This is a genomic window from Streptomyces sp. NBC_00461 (assembly GCF_036013935.1).
GTDB lineage: Bacteria > Actinomycetota > Actinomycetes > Streptomycetales > Streptomycetaceae > Streptomyces.
On record NZ_CP107902.1, the window covers coordinates 6,863,654 to 6,883,892 of the forward strand.

General features: G+C 70.8%; 18 protein-coding genes. 15 read left to right on the forward strand and 3 right to left on the reverse strand.

What is annotated here, in order from left to right; genetic code table 11:
- Positions 1–2 precede the first annotated feature (2 nt).
- Positions 3–2,195 (forward strand): NAD-dependent DNA ligase LigA, encoded by a 2,193-nt coding sequence (ligA, locus tag OG870_RS32145; protein ID WP_266521904.1) that lies wholly within the window; start codon positions 3–5, stop codon positions 2,193–2,195.
- Between the two features lie 260 nt (positions 2,196–2,455).
- The gene (locus OG870_RS32150) at positions 2,456–4,693 is read left to right on the forward strand and encodes a putative bifunctional diguanylate cyclase/phosphodiesterase (protein ID WP_405624875.1); all 2,238 of its coding nucleotides are present in this window, start codon (positions 2,456–2,458) and stop codon (positions 4,691–4,693) included.
- Positions 4,694–4,732: 39 nt separating this feature from the next.
- On the opposite strand, the gene OG870_RS32155 is transcribed toward OG870_RS32150, so the two are convergent.
- Positions 4,733–5,317 carry a TetR/AcrR family transcriptional regulator gene (locus OG870_RS32155; RefSeq protein ID WP_266590111.1) on the reverse strand — a complete coding sequence of 195 codons (585 nt, stop codon included), beginning with the start codon at positions 5,315–5,317 and terminating at the stop codon, positions 4,733–4,735.
- Between the two features lie 97 nt (positions 5,318–5,414).
- On the opposite strand from OG870_RS32155, the gene OG870_RS32160 reads away from it, so the two are divergent.
- From OG870_RS32160 to gatB, 6 genes are all read left to right on the forward strand, one after another.
- Positions 5,415–5,786 carry a DUF4267 domain-containing protein gene (locus OG870_RS32160; protein ID WP_266521910.1) on the forward strand — a complete coding sequence of 124 codons (372 nt, stop codon included), beginning with the start codon at positions 5,415–5,417 and terminating at the stop codon, positions 5,784–5,786.
- Between the two features lie 45 nt (positions 5,787–5,831).
- Entirely contained in the window at positions 5,832–6,326 is a 495-nt protein-coding gene (locus tag OG870_RS32165; RefSeq protein ID WP_266843851.1) for a cupin domain-containing protein, read from the forward strand.
- Positions 6,327–6,420: 94 nt separating this feature from the next.
- On the forward strand, positions 6,421–6,717 hold the full coding sequence (gatC, locus tag OG870_RS32170; protein ID WP_030231941.1) for an Asp-tRNA(Asn)/Glu-tRNA(Gln) amidotransferase subunit GatC: 297 nt from the start codon (positions 6,421–6,423) through the stop codon (positions 6,715–6,717).
- 5 nt (positions 6,718–6,722) lie between these two features.
- Positions 6,723–8,234 carry an Asp-tRNA(Asn)/Glu-tRNA(Gln) amidotransferase subunit GatA gene (gene gatA, locus OG870_RS32175; protein ID WP_266521916.1) on the forward strand — a complete coding sequence of 504 codons (1,512 nt, stop codon included), beginning with the start codon at positions 6,723–6,725 and terminating at the stop codon, positions 8,232–8,234.
- 47 nt (positions 8,235–8,281) lie between these two features.
- On the forward strand, positions 8,282–8,473 hold the full coding sequence (locus OG870_RS32180; protein ID WP_266523752.1) for a hypothetical protein: 192 nt from the start codon (positions 8,282–8,284) through the stop codon (positions 8,471–8,473).
- A gap of 15 nt (positions 8,474–8,488) precedes the next feature.
- Positions 8,489–10,003: an Asp-tRNA(Asn)/Glu-tRNA(Gln) amidotransferase subunit GatB gene (gatB, locus tag OG870_RS32185; protein ID WP_266521918.1), complete on the forward strand. Its 1,515-nt coding sequence runs from the start codon at positions 8,489–8,491 to the stop codon at positions 10,001–10,003.
- A gap of 94 nt (positions 10,004–10,097) precedes the next feature.
- On the opposite strand, the gene OG870_RS32190 is transcribed toward gatB, so the two are convergent.
- Entirely contained in the window at positions 10,098–10,901 is an 804-nt protein-coding gene (locus OG870_RS32190) for an SAM-dependent methyltransferase (protein WP_266590133.1), read from the reverse strand.
- A gap of 186 nt (positions 10,902–11,087) precedes the next feature.
- Between OG870_RS32190 and OG870_RS32195 the strand changes: the two genes are divergently transcribed.
- The 7 genes from OG870_RS32195 (at position 11,088) to OG870_RS32225 (ending at position 18,842) form a co-directional block, all read left to right on the forward strand.
- Entirely contained in the window at positions 11,088–11,444 is a 357-nt protein-coding gene (locus OG870_RS32195; RefSeq protein WP_327691765.1) for a hypothetical protein, read from the forward strand.
- Between the two features lie 192 nt (positions 11,445–11,636).
- On the forward strand, positions 11,637–13,880 hold the full coding sequence (locus OG870_RS32200; protein ID WP_327691766.1) for an MMPL family transporter: 2,244 nt from the start codon (positions 11,637–11,639) through the stop codon (positions 13,878–13,880).
- Positions 13,858–14,430: a GNAT family N-acetyltransferase gene (locus tag OG870_RS32205; protein ID WP_266521930.1), complete on the forward strand. Its 573-nt coding sequence runs from the start codon at positions 13,858–13,860 to the stop codon at positions 14,428–14,430. Before OG870_RS32200 ends, OG870_RS32205 begins: the two co-directional genes overlap by 23 nt.
- Before the next feature lie 35 nt (positions 14,431–14,465).
- Entirely contained in the window at positions 14,466–15,038 is a 573-nt protein-coding gene (locus tag OG870_RS32210) for a hypothetical protein (RefSeq protein ID WP_266521932.1), read from the forward strand.
- Positions 15,039–15,236: 198 nt separating this feature from the next.
- The gene (locus tag OG870_RS32215) at positions 15,237–15,422 is read left to right on the forward strand and encodes a hypothetical protein (RefSeq protein WP_327691767.1); all 186 of its coding nucleotides are present in this window, start codon (positions 15,237–15,239) and stop codon (positions 15,420–15,422) included.
- Positions 15,423–15,577: 155 nt separating this feature from the next.
- Positions 15,578–18,616: a helix-turn-helix transcriptional regulator gene (locus tag OG870_RS32220; RefSeq protein ID WP_266590139.1), complete on the forward strand. Its 3,039-nt coding sequence runs from the start codon at positions 15,578–15,580 to the stop codon at positions 18,614–18,616.
- Between the two features lie 13 nt (positions 18,617–18,629).
- The gene (locus OG870_RS32225) at positions 18,630–18,842 is read left to right on the forward strand and encodes a DUF6191 domain-containing protein (protein ID WP_266521938.1); all 213 of its coding nucleotides are present in this window, start codon (positions 18,630–18,632) and stop codon (positions 18,840–18,842) included.
- Between the two features lie 28 nt (positions 18,843–18,870).
- On the opposite strand, the gene OG870_RS32230 is transcribed toward OG870_RS32225, so the two are convergent.
- Entirely contained in the window at positions 18,871–20,028 is a 1,158-nt protein-coding gene (locus OG870_RS32230; protein WP_266844839.1) for a PQQ-dependent sugar dehydrogenase, read from the reverse strand.
- Positions 20,029–20,239: the final 211 nt, after the last annotated feature.

Below are 20,239 nucleotides of genomic sequence, written 5' to 3' on the forward strand. Positions count from 1 at the left end.
CGGTGGCCGGCGACAAGCAAGCGGAGACGACGGTGCCCGCCGAGGCACGGGAGAAGCACGCCAAGCTCGCTGAGCAGATCGAGGAGCACCGCTTCCGGTACTACGTGAACGACGCCCCGGTCGTCAGCGACGCGGACTTCGACAAACTCCTGCGCTCCCTGGAGGCGCTGGAGGAGGAGTACCCGGAGCTGCGCACCCCGGACTCACCGACCCAGAAGGTCGCGGGGGCCTACGAGACGGAGTTCACCTCCGTCGAGCACCGCTCCCGGATGCTCTCCCTGGACAACGCCTTCAGCGACGAGGAGCTAGCAGCCTGGGGCGAGCGCGTCGCCAGGGACGTCGGCGGATCCGGCTACCACCTGCTGTGCGAGCTCAAGGTCGACGGCCTCGCCGTCAACCTCACCTACGAGCACGGCCGCCTCACGCGCGCGGCTACCCGCGGCGACGGCCGCACCGGTGAGGACATCACGCCCAATGTCCGGACGATCGCGGAGATTCCGGACCGGCTGAAGGGTGACAAGGTTCCCGACCTCGTCGAGATCCGCGGCGAGGTGTACTTCCCGATGGAGAAGTTCGAGGAGCTGAACGCCCGGCTGGTGGAGGCCGGCGACAAGCCCTTCGCCAACCCGCGCAACGCGGCGGCCGGTTCACTGCGCCAGAAGGACCCCCGCGTCACCGCCACCCGCCCCCTGCACATGGTCGTCCACGGCATCGGCGTCCTGGAGGGCTTCGAGGGGCTCACCCGCCTGTCCCAGGGCTACGACCTGCTGAGGACCTGGGGCCTGCCCACCTCCCGGCATAACAAGGTGGTCGACGGCCTCGACGGCGTACGGGAGTTCATCGCCTACTACGGCGAGAACCGCCACTCCGTGGAACACGAGATCGACGGCGTCGTCGTCAAGCTCGACGAGATCCCCCTCCAGGGACGCCTCGGTTCCACCTCCCGCGCACCGCGCTGGGCGATCGCGTACAAGTACGCGCCCGAGGAGGTCAACACCAAGCTCATCAACATCCGCGTCGGCGTGGGCCGCACGGGCCGGGTCACCCCGTACGCCCAGGTCGAGCCGGTCACGGTGGCCGGCTCGGAGGTCGAGTTCGCCACCCTGCACAACCAGGACGTCGTCAAGGCGAAGGGCGTCCTCATCGGCGACACCGTGGTGCTGCGCAAGGCCGGTGAGGTCATCCCGGAGATCCTCGGTCCGGTCGTCGACCTGCGCGACGGCAGCGAGCGCGCGTTCGTGATGCCGGCCGAATGCCCCGAGTGCGGTACGCCGCTCAGGCCGATGAAGGAGGCCGACGTCGACCTGCGCTGCCCGAACGCCCGCGCCTGCCCGGCCCAGTTGCGTGAGCGGCTGTTCTACCTCGCGGGCCGCAAGGCGCTGGACATCGAGCACTTCGGATACGTCGCCGCGGCCGCCCTGACCAAGCCGCTGGAGCCGGCCGACCCGCCGCTGCACGACGAGGGCGACCTCTTCGACCTCACCATCGAGCAACTGCTGCCCATCAGGGCGTACGTCCTCGACCAGGACAGCGGGCTGCCCAAGCGCGACCCGAAGACCGGCGAGGAGAAGATCGCCACGGTCTTCGCCAACCAGCAGGGCGAGCCGAAGAAGAACGCGGTTGCCATGCTGGAGAACATCGCCGCGGCCAAGGAGCGCCCGCTCGCCCGCGTCCTCACCGGCCTGTCGATCCGTCACGTCGGCCCGGTCGCCGCGGAGGCGCTCGCCCGCGAGTTCCGTTCGATCGAGCGCATCGAGCAGGCCACGGAGGAGGAGCTGGCGAGCACGGACGGCGTGGGCGGGATCATCGCCGCCTCCCTCAAGGAATGGTTCGCCGAGGAGTGGCACCAGGAGATCCTCCGCAAGTGGCGCGCGGCCGGAGTCCGCATGGAGGACGAGGGTTCGGGCGAGGACGAGGGGCCGCGGCCGCTCGAAGGACTGACCGTCGTGGTCACCGGCACCCTTGAGCACTTCACCCGCGACGGCGCCAAGGAGGCCCTGCAGAGTCGCGGAGCGAAAGTGACCGGTTCCGTTTCGAAAAAGACGTCTTTCGTGGTCGTAGGTGACAATCCAGGTTCGAAATTTGACAAGGCGATGCAGCTCAAGGTGCCTGTTCTGAACGAGGAAGGCTTCACCGTCCTGCTGGAACAGGGGCCGGACGCGGCGGCCGAAGTGGCACTGCCCACAGAGGAGTAGCGGTTGAAGGCCACCCGATCGGCGCATACCAGATGCATAAGGGTGGCTGGGGTGCATTCGGGCAACCGTCCACGACCGCTGCCCGTAGAAGCCTTCTGCGGCCTACTGTTGAGGTGTGCACCTGCCGTGCCCAGCTGCGGTCGGGGCATCCCCTTGGCTCTTGGTGAGCGAGGGGAAGGGTTTTCCAACGCGGTGCCGTTGATGGTTGTCGGGCATCGGGCCGCGTGGCGTGGGCACCGCCGGCTGTGAGAGGGACGGGAATGGAACCGACCGAGAGCGCCGCCCCTGACTCATGGCTGCGCCGGGCCACCGGCGCATGGCGGGCGAGCCGGGGGGCCGGGCGGCCGTCGGAGCGTCCGGGCGCGGAGGGGCGCGCCACCGGACAGTACACCGTGACCGACGGGCGCGCCCCGCACCTCACAGCCGACGCGTCCTCAGCGATGCCGGGCGCCGAACACGAGCGCCATCTGTCCTGGCCCGCGCTGCCGGCGGCGGTCGTCGGGTCGGCGGCCTTCGTCCTCGGCGCCGGTTTCTACCGGGCGTTCACCGGGACCCACGCGCTCTTTCCGGCCGGCGCCGTCGGCTGGTCGCTGGCCGTGCTGACCGGCATCATCGTCGGCCACCTGGTGATGCTCGGCCGCTCCCGCTGGTGGGGCGGCACCGGCTCCGGCGCCGCCCTCACCCTCGCCGTCCTGATGCTGTACGGCTGGGTGCCCGCGGGCATGGTCAGCGTCACCGTCGTCGTGCTGGTCGGTGTCGCCCGCCGCAACCGCTGGCGCCAGGGTGTGCTGCACGGCTCGGTGGACATCCTCGGCATCGGTGCCGGAGCCCTGGTGCTGGGCGCCTTCGGACGCGTGCCGTCCGTGGAGACGCCCTGGAACCCCGACACCTGGACGCTCTACACCGCCCCCGAGGTGGTGCTGGTCGCCACCGCGTACCTCCTGGTCACCCGCATCCTGCTCTGGTATCTGCACGCGCCGCGCGGCGGTGTGCCCACCGTCGCCCGTACCGCCCTGGTCAGACAGGGACTGGTCGCGGTCGCGCTGCTCGGCATCGCCCCGCTGGTCTGCGTGGTCGCCGTCGCCCAGCCGGTGCTGCTGCCACTGTTCTCCATCCCGCTGATCGCCCTCGACTCCACCCTGTGGATCGCTCGCGCCCGCGCCGAGGAGCAACTGCGCGACCCGCTGACCGGGCTGCCCAACCGGCAGTGGCTGCTGGAGCGCATCTGGACCGCGCTGGACGACGCCGAGCGGATCGGTGCCCGGTCCGCCCTGATGCTCATCGACCTCGACCGCTTCCGCTCGGTCAACGACACGCTCGGGCATCTCGCCGGTGACCGGCTGCTGTTGCAGATCGCCGACCGCCTGCGCGTCGCGCTGCCGCGCGGAGCGGAGGCCGCGCGGCTCGGCGGGGACGAGTTCGCCGTTTTACTGCCGGTCGCCGACTCCACGACGTCCGCGACCCGGGTGGCCCGCGGGCTGGTGGCCGAGCTCAGCTCCCCGCTCGACCTCGACGGACTCACCCTCGTGCTGGAGGCCAGCGCGGGCGTCGCCGTCTTCCCGGACCACGCACTGGACGCCGAGGGCTTGCTGCGGCGCGCGGACGTGGCGATGTACCAGGCGAAGCGGGACCGTACGGGCGTCGAGGTGTACGAGTCCAAGCGGGACTCCAACACCCCGGACCGGCTGGGCCTGCTGGGCGACCTGCGCCGGGCGCTGGACGCGCACGAGGTGCAGTTGCACTACCAGCCCAAGGTCCGCTTCGACGGACAGGTGGCCGGCCTCGAGGCCCTCGTCCGCTGGGTGCATCCCGAGCGCGGGAAGGTGCCGCCGGACGAGTTCATAGCGATCGCCGAGTCGTCGGGGCTGATGCCCCACCTCACGGAGTACGTGCTGGAGACGGCGCTCGGGCAGGTGGCCCGGTGGCGGGCGCAGGGACTGTTCGTGCCCGTCGCGGTCAACGTCTCCCCGCGTGACGTCCACACCCCCGGTTTCGCGGGCTCCGTCGCCGCGCGGCTGGCCCGGCACGGGGTCCCGGCGGGAGCGCTCCAACTGGAGATAACGGAACACGTCCTGCTGGAGGACCCGCAGCGAGCCGCGGACACGCTGGCCGCCCTGACCGGGCACGGCGTGAAGATGTCGCTGGACGACTTCGGCACGGGCTACTCGTCCCTGGTGCATCTGCGGCGGCTCCCGGTGAGCGAGCTGAAGATCGACCGTTCCTTCGTGGCCCGGCTGGCCGTCGACACGGAGGACGCCGAGATCGTCCGCTGCACGGTCGACCTCGCCCATTCCCTCGGCCTGCTCGTCGTCGCCGAGGGAGTCGAGGACGACGAGACCTGGGAACGCCTGCGCGACATGGGCTGCGACGCCGTACAGGGGTGGCTGGTGGCCGCGGCGATGCCGCCCGAGGAGACGACGGCGTGGCTGCTGGCGCGCGGATCACGAGGGTGGCAGCGGCCTCGGGCAGCGCTGCCGGCCGCGGCGACCGACGAGTAGTCCGCCCACCCGCCCACCCTTTCACCCTGGTTCAGGCGCTCACCCGACCCCCGCCGTGAAATGCCCGATCAGCAGGGCCAGCCGGTCCTCGTGTGCCCTCTCGGGCAGGCGGCCGCTGCGCATCAGGGTCACCAGGCCGTGCAGTCCCGCCCAGTACGTCTCCGTCAGCAGACCCACGTCCTCGCCCTCGGCCGCGATCGGCTCGACCGCCTGCGCCAGTTCTCCGAAGGCCCGCTTCAAGGGCTCCGGGGCCTCGTCCGTGGCGAACGGCAGATCCACGGCGTGCGTGAACACCGCGTCGTAGAGCGCGGGCCGCCGTCGTCCGAAGGCCGCGTACGCCTCGCCGACCGCCGCCAGCGCCTCGCGCGTGCCCTTGACCGCCGTACGCGCCGTGCGCAGTTCCTCCGCCAGTTCTGCGCAGCCCTGTACCGCGACCGCGGCCATGATCGCGTCCTTGCCCTTGAAGTGGCTGTAGAGGACCGGCTGGCTGTACTCGATCTCCGCCGCCAGCCGGCGGGTCGTCACCGCGTCCCAGCCCTCGGCCTCCGCCAGTTCCCGCGCGGCCGTGACGATCAGCCGCTCGCGCTCCGCTCGTTCGCGCTCCCGGCGCGTCTGGATCGACATGCCAGGAATTCTAGCAGCGCTAGCCAATCTGTCGACGTTCTGATAGCTTCGCTCTCATCGCTAGCGCCGCTAGCGGCAAGAGATGGGGAGAAGAGTCGTGACCGTCACCGCCTACACCCTGGCCGTCGTGCTCAACCTGTTCTGCCTGTTCCTCGGCTACCGGTTCCTGTTCCAGCCGGCCTCCGCCGCCGCCGGATACGGCGCGCCCGCCGACCCCGCGGGCGACGCCGGCGCCTACCTCACGATCAAGGGCCTCAGGGACGGCACCCTCGGCCTGGTCGGCCTCGCGCTGCTGGCCTTCGCCGGGGCGCACGCCGAGGCCTGGATGATGCTGTGCGTGGCAGTCGTGCCGCTCGGCGACACACTGATAGTCCTGCGCAACGGCGGCACGAAAGCCGTGGCGTTCGGGATCCACTTCGCCACGGCGATCGTTGTACTGATCAGTGCCGTCCTGCTGTTCCTCGTCTGACCGTTCCTCGTCCGAGCCGTCAACACCAGCACCGGGGGTCCGAAGATGTCGCTGTTCGTTCCGAAGTTCGACGAGTCCGTGATCGTCCGCGAGGCGGAGGCCGAAGTCGTCGGCCGCGCGCCCACCACCATCCGCCTGCTGGCCGACAGCAGCCGGACCGGCGGTGCGCTGTCCACCCAGCGCGTCACCCTCACGGACGGCGCCGACGGTGCGAAACCGCACTGGCACGACAACTCCGCGGAGATGTTCTTCCTGCTCGACGGCGCCGCAGAGATCCTGTCCGGCGAGGACGTCGTCACCGCGGGCCCGGGCGACCTCGTGATCGTCCCGCCCGGAAAACCGCACGCCTTCTCCGCCGTACCGGGCGCCGACGCCGACCTGCTCATCGTCCTCACCCCCGGCGTCGAACGCTTCGAGTACTTCCGCCACCTCCAGCGCATCGCGCTCGGCGAAGTCACCCCGGAGAGCCTGCTGGAGGTGCAGGAGCTGTACGACAACCACTTCATGAAGAGCCAGGCCTGGGAGGGGCGGCGAGGGTGACGAGCGCGCGGCCGGCAAACCGTTTAACGGCGACCGGCCCTCGCCCCATAGGATTGGCCCCAAACCACACACACTCACCCCAGAGGAACGCTGCATGCCTGGCATCACGCGCGAGGAGGTCGCCCACCTCGCCCGGCTGGCGCGTCTGGAGCTGAAACCCGAAGAGCTCGAACACTTCGCGGGCCAGCTGGACGACATCATCGGCGCGGTCGCCCGCGTCAGCGAGGTCGCCGACCAAGACGTACCGCCGACCTCGCACCCGCTCCCGCTGACGAACGTCATGCGGCCGGACGAGGTCCGTCCGTCGCTCACCCCCGAGCAGGCGCTCTCCGGCGCCCCGGCCCAGGAGCAGCAGCGTTTCAAGGTGCCGCAGATCCTGGGGGAGGACTAACCGCCATGACGGACAACGTCACCATCATCAAGCTCACGGCCGCCGACACCGCCGCGAAGATCGCGTCCGGCGAACTCACGGCCGTCCAGGTCACCGAGGCCCACCTGGCGCGGATCGAGGCCGTCGACGAGAAGGTGCACGCCTTCCTGCACGTCGACCGGGAGGGCGCTCTGGCCCAGGCCCGCGCCGTCGACGAGAAGCGGGAAAGGGGCGAGAAGCTAGGCCCACTCGCCGGCGTCCCGCTCGCGCTCAAGGACATCTTCACCACCGAGGGCATCCCGACGACCGTCGGTTCGAAGATCCTCGAAGGCTGGATCCCGCCGTACGACGCGACGCTCACCAAGCGGCTGAAGGCCGCCGACGTCGTCATCCTCGGCAAGACCAACATGGACGAGTTCGCCATGGGGTCCTCCACCGAGAACAGCGCCTACGGCCCGACCGGCAACCCCTGGGACCTCACCAAGATCCCCGGCGGTTCCGGCGGCGGCTCCTCCGCCGCCCTCGCCTCCTTCCAGGCCCCCCTCGCCATCGGCACCGACACCGGCGGTTCCATCCGCCAGCCGGCCGCCGTCACCGGCACGGTCGGCGTGAAGCCGACGTACGGCGCGGTCTCGCGGTACGGCATGGTGGCGTTCTCGTCCTCCCTCGACCAGGGCGGGCCCTGCGCCCGTACGGTCCTGGACGCGGCGCTGCTCCACGAGGTCATCGCCGGACACGACCCGCTCGACTCGACCTCCATCGACGCACCCGTCCCGCCCGTCGTCGAAGCCGCCCGCAACGGCAGCGTCGAAGGCATGCGAGTCGGCGTCGTCAAGCAGTTCCGCGGCGAGGGCTACCAGGCCGGCGTCATCCAGCGGTTCGACGAGGCCGTGGCCCTGCTCAAGGAGCTGGGCGCCGAGATCGTCGAGCTGGACTGTCCGTCCTTCGACCTCGCGCTGTCGGCGTACTACCTGATCGCCCCGTCCGAGTGCTCGTCCAACCTCGCCCGCTTCGACGGCCTGCGCTACGGCCTGCGGACCGGCGACGACGGCAGCCACTCGGCCGAGGAGGTCACCTCCCTCACCCGTGAGGCGGGCTTCGGGCCCGAGGTCAAGCGCCGCATCATGCTCGGCACGTACGCCCTGTCGAGCGGCTACTACGACGCCTACTACGGCTCCGCCCAGAAGGTCCGCACGCTCATCACGCGCGACTTCGAGAAGGCCTTCGAGCAGGGCACCGGCGTCGATGTGATCGTCTCGCCGACGACCCCGACCACCGCCTTCGCGATCGGCGAGCGCGCCGACGACCCGATGGCGATGTACCTGGCCGACCTCTGCACCATCCCCACGAACCTCGCGGGCAACGCGGCCATGTCGCTGCCCTGCGGTCTGGCCCCGGAGGACAACCTCCCGGTCGGCCTGCAGATCATCGCCCCGGCGCTGAAGGACGACCGTCTGTACAAGGTCGGCGCCGCCGTCGAGGCCGCCTTCGTGGAAAGGTGGGGCCACCCGCTCCTGGAGGAGGCTCCGTCGCTGTGACCAAGACACTGACCAAGGCTCAGGACTTCAAGAAGTCCAAGTCCGGAATGTACGTGTCCATCGCCACCACCGCCTTCGGCGCGTTCGGTGTCGCCAAGCGGATCAAGAAGGCACGTTCCGAACAGGACGCGCTGCGACTGCTCGACGCGACGGTGGCCGCCGTCGGAATCGTCACCGGCCTCGCCGTCCTGTACCGCGAGCTGAAGCGGCTGGGCGACGACGACGTCCTGCTGGGCTGAGAGGGAAGTTTCACCGTGACCACCACGACCGACCTGGAGTCGTACGAGGACGCGCTGGCGTCGTACGACCCCGTCATGGGCCTTGAGGTCCATGTCGAACTCGGCACCAAGACCAAGATGTTCTGCGGCTGTTCGACCGAACTCGGCCAGGACGCCAACACGCAGACCTGCCCCACCTGCCTCGGCCTGCCCGGCGCGCTCCCGGTCGTCAACGCGATCGGCATCGAGTCGGCGATCAAGATCGGTCTCGCGCTGAACTGCGAGATCGCCGAGTGGTGCCGCTTCGCCCGGAAGAACTACTTCTATCCGGACATGCCGAAGAACTTCCAGACCTCCCAGTACGACGAGCCGATCGCCTTCAACGGTTACCTCGACGTACAGCTGGAGGACGGCGAGACCTTCCGCGTGGAGATCGAGCGCGCACACATGGAGGAGGACACCGGCAAGTCGACCCACGTGGGCGGCGCCACCGGCCGTATCCATGGCGCCTCGCACTCGCTGCTGGACTACAACCGCGCCGGCATCCCGCTCATCGAGATCGTCACCAAGCCGATCGAGGGTGCGGGCGAGCGCGCTCCCGAGGTCGCCCGGGCGTATGTGCGTGAGCTGCGCGAGGTCATCAAGGCGCTCGGTGTGTCGGAAGCCCGCATGGAGATGGGGCAGATGCGCTGCGACGTGAACCTGTCGCTGCGCCCGCACGGCCGGGAGAAGTTCGGCACGCGGAGTGAGACCAAGAACGTCAACTCGCTTCGCTCCGTGGAGCGTGCGGCCCGTTTCGAGATCCAGCGGCACGCGGCCGTGCTGAACAGCGGCGGCACGATCATCCAGGAGACCCGCCACTTCCACGAGGACACGGGGTCGACAACCTCGGGCCGAGTGAAGGAGGAGGCCGAGGACTACCGGTACTTCCCCGAGCCGGACCTGGTGCCGGTGGCCCCCTCGCGCGAGTGGGTCGAGGAGATCCGGGCGGGGCTGCCCGAGATGCCGCTGGCCCGCCGCAACCGGCTTGTCGCCGAATGGGGCATCACGGCCCTCGACATGCAGGCGATCCTCAACGCCGGTGCGCTGGAGCCGATCGTCGCCACGATCGACGCCGGTGCCGACGCCGCCTCCGCCCGCAAGTGGTGGATGGGCGAACTGGCCCGCAGCGCCAACGAGTCGGGCCTCCCGCTCGACGAGCTGGCGATCACGCCGGAGCAGGTCGCCCGGGTCACCGCGCTGGTCAACTCCGGTGAGCTGAACGACAAGCTGGCCCGCCAGGTCATCGAAGGCGTCCTCGCGGGCGAAGGCACCCCGGACGAGGTCGTCGAGAAGCGCGGCCTGAAGGTCGTCTCCGACGAGGGCGCCCTGGGCACCGCCGTCGACGAGGCCATCGCCGGCAACCCGGGCATCGCCGACAAGATCCGCGGCGGCAAGGTGGCCGCGGCAGGCGCCCTGGTCGGCGCGGTCATGAAGGCGACCCGCGGTCAGGCCGACGCGGCCCGCGTCAAGGAGCTGATCCTGGAGAAGCTGGGCGTCAGCGAGGGCTGACGCCAGATGGTGCACGGCCCCGGAGGCATCCCCTCCGGGGCCGTCCCCTTGCTCGACTCACGCCGTCCCGCGGACCGGCTACGACGCCCCACACCTACTTACGGCGCCCCACGACGCGGACGAATCCGAGTGAGCGCCCCTGGTCCACGCGGAGCATCTCCGCGCAGCGGCCCGCCATCCGGACGTGGAACTCGTCCGTGCTCTCCTCGGCGACCACCTCGCACCACAGCAGCCAGTCCCGCCAGCCGTCCGGCTGCCAGTCGGCCGTCTCGACCTCGACGGCCCCGCTGCGGGTCCAGTGGCGCCGCCACCAGCCGGGAGAGTGGAAGCACCAGAAGTCGGGCTCCCACCAGGGCCTCAGATGCTCCGGCGGCTCGACGCCTTCGGGCTCCTCCCGAAGTGCCGGTACGACGACGCCGATCCGTCCGCCGGGCTTCAACAGCCGGGTGAGCGTGGGCAGATAGAGGTCGTCGGTGCCGAAGTACTGATAGGCGTCGATGCTCACGATCGCGTCGAAGCCGCCCTCGGCGAAGGGCAGGTCGTGCGCCTCGGTGTGCACGGGCAGCACACGGTCGGCGAATCCGGCCTCCGCGATGCGGCGGGCGTTGTCGTCGGGCTTGACCCAGAGGTCGGCCGCGGTGACCTGGGCGTGGAACTCCCTGGCGAGGAAGACCGACGTCATCGCACGTCCGCAGCCCAGATCGAGTACCCGGGCACAGGGCCGCAGGGCGTTCAGGCCGAGTGCGGGGGCGAGCCACTCCAGCAGCCACAGGGCATGCGGGCCCATCTGGTTCTCGACGGTCCAGCGGGCGTCGTACTGGCTGCTGCGCGGGTAGGCCGGGTGGTTCAGCCGGTCAGTGAGGGGGTCGTTCGAGGTCCTGGAAGTGATGTCGGACATCGGTGAACGGGCTCCTTGAGGTCTTCGTAGTGGAAGGCGATGCGTAGGAGCTCGGTCGGACCTTCAAAAAATGCACCCGTTTCGGTCGTCGGCGAGGAGCCGGTGGCAGCTGACCCGCGGAAGCTAGCAGCCGTGCGGTGTGCTCCGCAGCCGGTTTCCCGGCGGTACGCGCTACGCTCGCCCGCCATGAGCGGACGCGGTGATTCCGACCCGACCGAGATCCAGGACGTCGACGACGCCGGTGACGCCGGTGACGCCGGTGACGGCGGCGATGCCGGGGATGTCGGAGATCCGGGCGAGGACGCGCGGCGGGCCCGCTGGGCGGCGGCCGGGACCGGGGTGCTGCTGGCCCTCGCAGGGTTGGCCGCCGCGGTGCTTCGCGCCCACGGGACCGCGCCGACGCTGGTGCCGGCCGCCTATGCCCTGGGCGCCGCGGTCTGCGCGCTGGCCGCGTTCCTCGGGTCGCGCGGGCGCACCCGGCGGGCGCTGTGGCTGATGGTCGTCGGGGCGATGGTGATGGCCCTGGGAGACCAGTTCGACTGAGGTGACAGAGTCACCGTTACTGTCTTGTGATCTGCCTCCCATTCCTGTGAATAAAGCCACGAATGGCATGAACGATCACTTCTGCCTGCAAGAGTGGACCTCGCATTGCTCATGCGTTCTTTGCGGGCTGTTCATGGTGTGAACGACTGTTCCCGGCCAAAGATCAACAAATCGTCCCCTGGGAGCACGTTCGTGGCAGCCCTTGCACGTTGGTGTGTTCGGCACCGCCTCGTCGCGGTCCTCCTGTGGCTCCTCGCCTTCGGCGGGGTGAGCGCGGCCGCCGCCGTCACGGGCTCGGCGTACTCGAACGACTACGAGGCCCCCGGCACCGAGTCGGGCCGGGCCATGCAGCTGCTGCAGGAGGGGTTCCCGGGGTTCGGCGGCGACAGCGACACCGTCGTCTGGCACACCACGCCTGGCTCCGTCCGGGCCGCCGACGTCGAGCAGACGATGACCCAGTCCCTGGACAAGATCGCGGACCTGCCGGGGGTGGCCTCGGTGAGCAGCCCCTACGACGGCCAGGGAACCGGCCGGATCAGCTCCGACGGGCACACCGCGTACGCCACCGTCACCTTCGACGACCGCGCCGAGGACATCAAGAAGTCCGAGGCCGAGGCTGTCGTGCACACCGCCAAGGCCGCAGAGGCCGACGGGCTCCAGGTGGAGCTCGGTGGCAGCGCCATCGCGCTCACCGCGTCGTCGGGCGGGCACGTCGCCGAGATCGTCGGCGTCGTCGTGGCTGCCGTCGTGCTCTTCCTCGCCTTCGGCTCGCTCGCCGCGTCGGTGCTGCCCATCGCGACCGCGCTGGTGAGCGTCGGCACCGCGTACGCCGCGATCGTGCTGCTCGGGCACGCCATGACCGTCGCCGACTTCGCGCCCATGCTCGGCATGCTGATCGGGCTCGGCGTGGGTATCGACTACGCGCTGTTCATCGTGACCAGACACCGGCGCGGACTGAAACGCGGGCTGTCGGTCACCGAGGCGGTCACGAGCGCCGTGGCGACCACGGGCCGTGCGGTGGTCTTCGCGGGTGCCACCGTTTGCATAGCCCTGCTGGGAATGCTGATCCTCAGGCTGAGCTTCCTCAACGGCGTCGCGATCGCCGCCTCCCTGACCGTCGTCCTGACGGTCGCGGCCTCCGTCACCCTGCTGCCCGCCCTGCTGTCCTTCATCGGCCCGCGCGCCCTGAGCCGGCGCGAGCGGCGCCATCTGGAGGAGCACGGGCCCCAGCCGGAGCTGCCGACCGGGCTCGCCGCCCGCTGGTCGGCGTTCGTGGAGCGCCACCCCAAGGTCCTCGGCATCGTCGCGCTGGCCGTCATGGCCGTCCTCGCGCTGCCCACGTTCTCCCTCCACCTGGGCACCTCCGACCAGGGCAACGACCCCAGGTCGTCCACGACACGCCAGGCCTACGACCTCCTCGGGCACGGCTTCGGGCCCGGCGTCAACGGTCCGCTGACGGTGGCGACGCGCGTCAACGGCGCCGAGGACAAGCTCGCCCTCGACAACCTCGACGCCACCATCCGCACCACCGAGGGTGTCGCCTCGGTGACACCGGTGACGTACAACACCGGCGGCAACACCGCGTACTTCACGATCGTCCCGAGTTCCGAACCCCAGTCGCAGAAGACCAGCGATCTCGTGGACCGGCTGCGCACCGAGGTGCTGCCGCGCGCCGAGACCGGCACCTCGCTCGACCTGCACGTCGGCGGCGTGACGGCCAGCTACGACGACTTCGCCGACGTCATCGTCGGCAAGCTGCCCCTGTTCGTCGGCGTCGTCATCGGCCTCGGCTGCCTCCTGCTGCTGCTCGCCTTCCGCTCGCTCGGCATCCCCGCGAAGGCCGCCGCGATGAACGTCGCCGCGGTCGCAGCCGCCTTCGGCGTCGTCGTCGTGATCTTCCAGTGGGGCTGGGGCAGCGAGCTGCTGGGCCTCGGCCGCGCGGGCCCGATCGAGCCCTTCCTGCCCGTGATCATGGTGTCCGTCCTCTTCGGACTCTCCATGGACTACCAGGTCTTCCTGGTCAGCCGGATGTACGAGGAGTGGCTGGAGACCGGTGACAACCGGCGCGCCGTCCGCGTCGGGCTCGCCGAGACCAGCCGGGTGATCAACTCCGCCGCGGTCATCATGATCTCGGTCTTCCTCGCCTTCGTCCTCAGCGGCGAGCGTGTGATCGCCATGTTCGGCATCGCGCTCGCCTCGGCCGTCGCCCTCGACGCCTTCGTCCTGCGCACCCTGCTGGTGCCCGCCCTCATGCACCTGCTCGGCGGCGCCAACTGGTGGCTGCCCCGCTGGCTCGACCAGCGCCTGCCCCGCATCAGCATCGAACCGCCGGAGTGCCGCGCCGCCCATGAAAGGCTGGCCGCCGCGACGGACGCCGAGGTGGCGGACGTACTGGCGAAGGGGCGGGAACAGGATGTACGCGATATCTCTGGGTGACGATGCAGAACTCCGGCCGCTGGAGCCGTGGCACGCCGAGGAGTTCCTGGCGCACCTGGAGCGCGGGCGGGAGTTCATCGGGCAGTTCATCCCGTTCGGCTCCAAGGCCGTCGACGTGCCCTCCGCGCGCGAGGCGCTCCAGCGCTACGCCGACATGCGCGCCGCCGACACCGCGTCCCTGCACGGCATCTGGCTGGACGGAAAGCTTGTGGGCGGCGTGCTCTTCCTCAACTTCGAGGCGGACACCGGCAACTGCGAGGTCGGCTGCTGGCTGGAGCCCGCCGGCACCGGACGCGGCCTCGTCACGCGCGCGATGCGGGTGCTGATCGACTTCGCGGTCGAGCAGCGAGGCATCCATCGCGTGGAATGGGTCGCCGCCTCGGGCAACGAGCCCAGCCTGAACGTCGCCCGCCGTCTGGGCATGACCCGCGATGGGGTACGCCGGGAGGCGCACCCCTATCGTGGCCTACGGCACGACCTGGAGGTGTGGTCGATCCTCGCCCCGGAATGGCGTGAAGCACGCGCGCGTGCCGCGCACAACGATCATTAAGAAGTCTCTCAGACAGGATCCGTACGGTGCCGGACATGGGAACCAAGACAGTTGACGAGACCGGAGCCGAAACGGGCGCCGAGACCACGACCGACGAGGAGAAGGTGGACGTCACCAAGGCCGACGAGGTGACCGAGACCAAGGCCACGGCCGAGGCGGACGACGCCGACGTCGAGGCCGCCGAGGACGTGGTCGAGGACGAAGCGACGGCCCCGGCCGGCGTCGGCCAGGGCGCGGGAGCTGTCGTTTCCGCCGCGCTCGGCATCGTCTCGCTGACCGGCAGCTGGATCGGCACGGTGGCCGCCGCGCGCGAGACGCTCGTGGGCCAGCTGGGGACCGCGCAGAACGCGAGCGTCGCCAAGCAGATCAAGGAGGTCTACGGCGACGCCTGGCAGACCAGCGCCCTGTGGGGTGGCGTCTTCGCGCTGCTCGCGCTGGTCGTGGGCGTCGTGGTCCTCGCGCGGCCGGCCTTCGGTGCCCCCGGCAGGCCGCAGCCGGCCTGGATCAAGTCGGTCGCCTGGGGCGGTGTCGCCCTCGGCGTCATCGGCCTGCTCCTGGCCGTCCTCAAGTACACCGACATCCTGCTGGGGCTGCCCTCCGCAGGCTGAATCACCGCAGGTCCTGAGGGGTCTTAGGGCGTCCGTAAGCACCTTACGGATGCGTCTGAGGCCCCTCAGGCACGTCTAAGGCCCCGGGCGCCGCCGAAGATGCGGAACTCTCCCGATGTGGCGCACCCCCCTTGGAGACGAAGGTTGAGGCATCGCAGAAAGCGAAGCCGACACACCGCCTCTCACAAGGGACACGACATGTACGAGTACGAGATCTCGCAGCTCCGCTCCGCCGAACTGATCCGTCGGGCCGAGCAGGAGCGCCTGGCCCACGAGGTCGCCCGTGTGCGCCGCGCCGCCCACCGCGAAGCCGCACGGGGCGCCGACGAGGACGAATGCCATAGCCGCCGCCTTCGCCGGCTCCGGTCCGCCCGCGCGGCGTGAGCGCGGGGCTCCGGGAGGACGGCCGCACGGGGGACGGCCGCCCTCAGCGGGGGTCAGGGGGTGGCGACCCCCAGAGGACGGCACCGCCGACGCCGAGCAACGGGCAGGACGACGGCTCACTGAAAACCGGTGCCGCGTCGTCGGACCCTCGTGCGATGCTCGGGCTCGTGGAGACCAGGTCCGTCAGTCCGGTGTTCGTGGGTCGCATCCAAGAACTGGACACGCTGAACGATGCGCTCGCCCGCGCCGCCGCGGGCGAGCCGCAGGCGTTGCTGATCGGTGGCGAGGCCGGGGTCGGCAAGACCCGGCTGGTCGAGGAGTTCGCCACCGCCGCCTGCCGGGAGGGCGCCGTCGTGGCACTCGGCGGCTGCGTGGAGATCGGCGCCGACGGACTGCCGTTCGCCCCGTTCTCCACGGCCCTGCGCGCCCTGCGCCGCGAACTGCCCGACCAGCTCGCCGCCGCGGCCGCCGGGCAGGAGGAGGAACTGACCCGCCTGCTGCCCGAGTTGGGCGAGTCCAGCGGAGGCCGCCACGACGAGGAGGGCATGGCCCGCCTCTTCGAACTCACCGCCCGACTCCTGGAGCGCGTCGCCGCCGACCGCACCGTCGTCGTCGCCCTGGAGGACCTCCACTGGGCCGACGCCTCCACCCGCCACCTCCTCGCCTATCTCTTCCGCACCCTGCGCACCGGCCGACTCCTCGTCCTCGCCACCTACCGCGCCGACGACATCCACCGCCGCCACCCGCTGCGCCCCCTGCTCGCCGAACTCGACCGGCTGCGCACCGTCCGCCGCATCGAGCTGAGCCGCTTCAACCGGGAGGAAGTCGGCCGCCAGATCGCCGGCATCCTCGCCGCCGAACCCGACCCGACTCAGGTCGACGAGATCTTCGAACGCTCCGACGGCAACGCCTTCTTCGTCGAGGAACTCGCCGTCTGCGCCCACGAGGGCTGCCGCACCGGCCTCACCGACTCCCTCCGCGACCTGCTCCTGGTCCGCGTCGAAAGCCTCCCGGAGAGCGCCCAGCGGGTCGCCAGGATCGTCGCCGAAGGCGGCTCCACCGTGGAGTACCGGCTGCTCGCAGCCGTCGCCCGGCTCACCGAGGACGACCTGATCGACGCGCTGCGTGCCGCGGTGAACGCCAACATCCTGCTGGCCACGTCCGCCGGCGACGGCTACCGCTTCCGCCACTCCCTGGTCCGCGAGGCCGTCAGTGACGATCTGTTGCCCGGCGAGCGCTCCCGCCTCAACCGCCGCTACGCCGAGGCCCTGGAGGCCGACCCCACGCTCGTCCCCGCCGGCGAGCGCGTCATGCGCCTGGCCAGCTACTGGTACCACGCCCACCACGTCGCCAAGGCCCTCCCCGCCGTCCTGGACGCCTCCGTCGTGGCCCGCTGCCGCCATGCCTACAGCGAACAACTGCGGCTCCTGGAGCGGGCGATGGAGCTGTGGGACACCGCCCCCGAGGAGATCCGGGACCAGCTGCGCCCCATCGACTACACCGAGGTCTACCCTCCCTGCGGCTGCGACCCCGCCACCACACCCCTGCGCTACCTCGACCTCATGGCCGAGGCCGCGGTCGCCGGCCGGCTCTCCGGGCAACGGGAACGCGCCCTGAAGATCACCAAGCGTGCGCTGCATCTGCTGGAGGACGAGGGCGACCCCCTGCGCGCCGCCTGGTTCTGGGTCCAGCGCTCCCGGCTGGTGCAGGCCCTGGCCCGCGGCGACGGCCGGCAGGAACTCGGCACCGCCCAGCAGCTCATGCGCGGCTTGCCGCCCTCCGAGGTGCACGCCGAGGTGCTGGCCACCGCCGCCAACTGGTCGATGCTCCACGAACCCGGCCCCGACGCCCTCTCGGCCGCCGAGCGCGCTGTCGAGTACGCACGCATGGTCGGCGCCCGCGAGATCGAACTCAACGCCCGCCTCACCCTCGGCGGCCTCATGGTCGACGCGGGCTCCGCCGAGCAGGGCCTCGCGGAGATGTACGAGGTCAGGGACCGCGCTCTCGCCGAAGGCGTCTCGTACGTCGCCGGGCGGGCCTACGTCAATCTGCCCTCCGAACTTGACGCCGTCGGCCGCACCCGGGAAGCCGTGCCCCTCTTGGAGGAGGGCCTCGCCTACACCCGCAAGTTCGGCCAGCTGGACTCCGAGGCCTGGGTGTGGGCCAACCTCTCGGCGGCGCTGTACTCCCTGGGCCGCTGGGACGAGGCCGCCGAAGCCGCCGCGGGCGCCCTGCGCGTGGGGCTCAGCGCCAAGCCCCAGGGCGGCGGCGCCGTGTGTCTGGCGCACGTCGCCCTCGGTCGCGGCGACCTGCCCGAGGCGGCCCGCCAACTGGCCTCCGCCCGCGCCTACTTGGGCACGCACGACCCCATGCCTCAGCACACCTTCCTCCTGTCCCGCATCGAGATCGGCGTGGCCGCCGGCGAGGGCCGTCTCCTCGACGCCCGAGCCGAACTCGCCCGCGTCCTGGTCCCCGACATCCCGCCCGGCACCCAGCGCTACGGCTGGCCCCTGCTCCTCGCCGCCGCGACCGCCGAGGCCGACGCCCGCACCCTGCCCGTCGCGGCGGCGGGCCGCGCCGAGGTTCTCCAACGGCTCCGCGAGGCCGCCAGGAAGACCACCACCGATGCTCCCGTCTGGCTCGCCCACGAGCGGTGGGTGCGCGCCGAACTCGCCCGGGCCGAGGGCCACGACGGCGCCGACACCTGGTCGGAGGTGGTCACTGCCTTCGAACGCCTGGATCGGCCCTACGACCTCGCCCGCGTCCGCCACCGCCTGGCCGAGGCACTCCTCGCGGCCGGCGGCGAGGACGAGCGCGACCGTGCCGCCGAGCTGCTCCGACTGGCCCACGCCGTCGCCGACCATCTCGGTGCCCGCCCGCTCTCCGACACTGTGGCGCTGCTCGCGCAGCGCGCCCGCCTGGGCCTGGGCCGCGTCCCGGCCCGGCGGCCCGCCGACCCCGCCGAGGCCCTCGGCCTCACCAGCCGGGAACGCGACGTCCTGCGCCTGGTGGCCGCCGGCCGCACCAACCGCCAGATAGCCGAGGAACTCTTCATCTCCCCGAAGACGGCCAGCGTCCATGTCTCGAACATTCTGGCCAAGCTCGGCGTCTCAGGAAGAGGAGAGGCCGCCGCCGTCGCCCATCGGCTGGAGCTGTTCGCGACAGGGGACGGGGACCGGTTGGTCGCCGGATGAGAGAGGGGACACCATGTTCAACGCCTTCGAGGAACTGTTCGCCCCGGGCCGCAAGCACACCCAGGACGAACAGAAGCGGCTGGAGCTGACCCGGGAGGACGTGGGGGACGCGGACCCCGGGCGAGGCCCGATAGATCTCTCGTCCGGAAAGGTCGTCGTACGACGGCCGAACGCTGACACGTCACAGACGCCGGAGGAGTCGGCGGAGTCGAAGCCCGCCGAGTAGCAGCGGCCCGCCAACGAGCGGCAGCCGCCTACTTCACCTGCAGTTCCAGGATCCGGTCGTCCCCGCTCTTCGGGTTCCCCCGGCCGTCCGTGTTGCTGGTCGTCAGCCACAGCTTGTCGCCGCCCGCCGACACCACCGTGCGCAGTCGGCCGTACGCGCCGGAGAGGAAGGCCTGCGGGTCGGCCGAGGCTTTGGTGCCCTTCAGGGGTATCCGCCACAGGCGCTGGCCCTTCAGTCCCGCCATCCAGAGGGAACCTTCGGCGTAGGCGATGCCGCTGGGGGAGGCATCGTCCGTGTGCCACTGGCCTATCGGGTTGTGGAACTTGGAGTCGGACGACCTGCCCTCGGCGTCCGGCCAGCCGTAGTCGTCACCCGGCTTGATCGCGTTCAGCTCGTCCCAGGTGTCCTGGCCGAACTCCGAGGCGAACAGGCGCTGTTTGGAATCCCAGGCGAGGCCCTGCACATTGCGGTGGCCGTACGTGTAGACGGGGGAGTCCGGGAACGGATTGCCGGGAGCCGGTTCGCCCTCCGGGGTCAGCCGAAGGATCTTGCCGCCCAGGGACTTCTTGTCCTGGGCCAGGCCACGGTCACCGCTCTCGCCCGTGCCCGCGTACAGCATCTTGTCCGGGCCGAAGGCGATGCGGCCGCCGTTGTGGATGTAGCCCTTGGGTATGCCCTTGAAGATCGTGTCGGGCGCGCCCAGCTGTTCGCCGGAGGGCTTCTTCGCGTCATACAGCATGCGGACGATGCGGTTGTCCGAGGCCGAGGTGAAGTACGCGTAGACCATGTGGTCCGAGGCGTAGTCCGGGGAGAGGGCGATGCCGAGCAGGCCGCCCTCGCCGGCCGGGGAGACGCCGGACACGGTGCCGAGCTCGGTCTTCTTGCCCGTCTTCTCGTCGACCTTCGTGATCGTCCCCTTGTCGCGGGATGCGACCAGCAGGCCTCCGTCGGGCAGCGGGGCGAGGCCCCAGGGCGTGTTCAGGCCCGTGGCGACCGTCCGCAGCACCTTGACCGAGCCCTTGGCGGGCGGGGCCTGCTCGGCTGACTGTTCCGAGGGGGACGAGTTCGCCGTCGTACTCCCCGGCGTCTTGCCGTCACCGGCCCCGGCGGACCCTCCACCCCCACCTCCGCCGGAGGAGCAGCCGGCCGTCAGCAGGAGTGCGGTCGCGGCCAGCACGGCCGGCACAGCTCGTCGTAGCACGATCTTGGTCCCTTCGGGCGGCGGTCCAGCGGCAGGTTCTACTTGTCTTACACCGCTCGCGCCCCGCAGGTTCCCGATCAACCGATCCGGATTCTCCGGCGCCGCAGCCACCCCGTCCGTTTCCGGTCTCGCGACCGCTGTCCTCACCTCCCAGGATCCCCGCGGGCCGGGCCCAGCGCAGGTCAGGATCCCGGCT